Source organism: Bacillus cereus group sp. N6, assembly GCF_016483705.1.
GTDB classification, from domain to species: domain Bacteria; phylum Bacillota; class Bacilli; order Bacillales; family Bacillaceae_G; genus Bacillus_A; species Bacillus_A wiedmannii.
The window spans coordinates 1-282 of the sequence record NZ_JAEHBI010000268.1; the positions used below are offsets into that span (position 1 = coordinate 1).

The following is a 282-nucleotide window of genomic DNA, read 5'->3' on the forward strand; positions in this document are numbered from 1 at the left end:
GCGTTCGCGTTGTGCCAGTCGCCCCAGTGGCTCCCGCTGCTCCTGTTGGACCTGTTACTCCTGTTACTCCCGTCGCTCCTGTTGGTCCTGTTGAACCTGTTACTCCCGTCGCTCCCGTTGGACCTGTTACTCCTGTTGAACCTGTTACTCCCGTTGGACCTGTTGCTCCTGTTATTCCTGTGGCTCCTGTTGAACCTGTTACTCCCGTTGGACCTGTTGCTCCAGTTTGTCCAGTAGATCCAGTTGCACCTGTAGCTCCTGTTCCTCAAGGAGCACCAGTTG

The 282-nt window shown here is 56.0% G+C and carries 1 protein-coding gene; it reads left to right on the plus strand.

The window, feature by feature from the left end; all coding sequences use genetic code 11:
* The coding region (locus JDS99_RS32280) for a hypothetical protein (protein WP_242475829.1) at window positions 1-282 on the plus strand (282 nt) is incomplete at both ends.